Below are 1,298 nucleotides of genomic sequence, written 5' to 3'. Positions count from 1 at the left end.
TCTTATCGACCCAGTCGGCGTACCTGTGGGAAGCCCTCGAGCGGGGCTACCGCACGTTGCGGTTCGATCGGGCCTGTGGCCACGACGATGTGTTCGCGGCGTTGGTGCTGGCCAGGTTGATCGAACCGACGTCGAAGGCGGACACGATCCGGGTGCTCGACGAGGTCGGTCGGCCGGCTCCGGCGTTGCGGACCATCTGGCGGCGGCTGCCGGTCTACGCCAAGCCGGAGTGGCGTGCCAGCTTGTCCGGGGCGTGCGCTGCGCATGTGGGTCTGGGGCCGGCCACGGTCCTGCTCTACGACGTCACGACGCTCTACTTTGAGACCCACGAGGGGGACGGGTTCCGCGAACCTGGGTTCAGCAAGGAGAGACGCCTGGAGCCACAGATCACCGTGGGGCTGCTCACTGATGCTCGAGGGTTCCCGCTCCAGGTCGGTGCGTTCGAGGGCAACAAGGCCGAGACGAAGACGATCCTGCCGGTCATCACCGCGTTCCGAGAGGCTCACGGCCTGCCCGACGTCACGGTGGTCGCCGACGCCGGCATGCTGTCCGAGCAGAACCTGAAGGAGCTGGAGGATGCCGGGCTGCACTTCATCGTCGGTGCCCGGATCCCCGAGGTGCCCTACAGCGTCAAGGAATGGCAGCGGCAGAACCCGGGCGAGGCGCTGCCCGACAAGCACATCTTCACCCAGCCGCTGATCATGGGCACCAAAGCCGACCTGCGCCGGCGGACGGTGTTCTACCAGTACTCCCAGGACCGGGGCCGCCGCACCCTGAAGGGCATCGACACCCAGATCGCCAAAGCAGAGAAGGCCGTCGCCGGACAGGCCGAGGTCAAACGGAACCGGTTCATCCAGCTCACCGGCGCCACCAAATCGGTGAACCGGGACCTGGAAGCCAAAGCCCGTGCCCTGGCCGGCCTGAAGGGCTACGTCACCAACATCGAAGGTGCGACGTCGGCGTTCGTGATGGGCGCCTACCACCAGCTGTGGCAGGTCGAGAAGTCCTTTCGCATGTCCAAGACCGACCTTCGTGCCAGGCCGATCTTCCACCACCAACGCGAGTCAATCGACGCGCACCTCACCATCGTGTTCGCCGCCCTCGCTGTCGCCCGCTGGCTCGAGGCCACCACCAGCTGGAGCACCAAGAAACTCGTCAAGACCCTCCGGCGCTACCACACCGTCCAGATCAAGGCCGGCGAACAGATCATCACCGCCGCCGATCCACTCCCCGACGACGTCCGCGTCACCCTCGAGAAAATCCGCGCCGCGAGTACGCACTAATTGGCACGAGTCGGG

1 protein-coding gene is annotated in these 1,298 nt (G+C 66.1%); it reads left to right on the top strand.

What is annotated here, in order from left to right; genetic code table 11:
* A partial coding sequence (locus tag FN821_RS14055; RefSeq protein WP_142640469.1) for an IS1634 family transposase occupies window positions 1-1,283 on the top strand: 1,283 nt, incomplete at its 5' end.
* Between the last annotated feature and the right edge of the window lie 15 nt (window positions 1,284-1,298).

Source organism: Propioniciclava tarda (assembly GCF_900182665.1).
In the GTDB taxonomy this organism is placed as follows: Bacteria; Actinomycetota; Actinomycetes; order Propionibacteriales; family Propionibacteriaceae; genus Propioniciclava; species Propioniciclava tarda.
The sequence above is the reverse complement of the archived record's forward strand: the minus strand, read 5'-3'. Positions and strand labels throughout refer to the sequence as shown.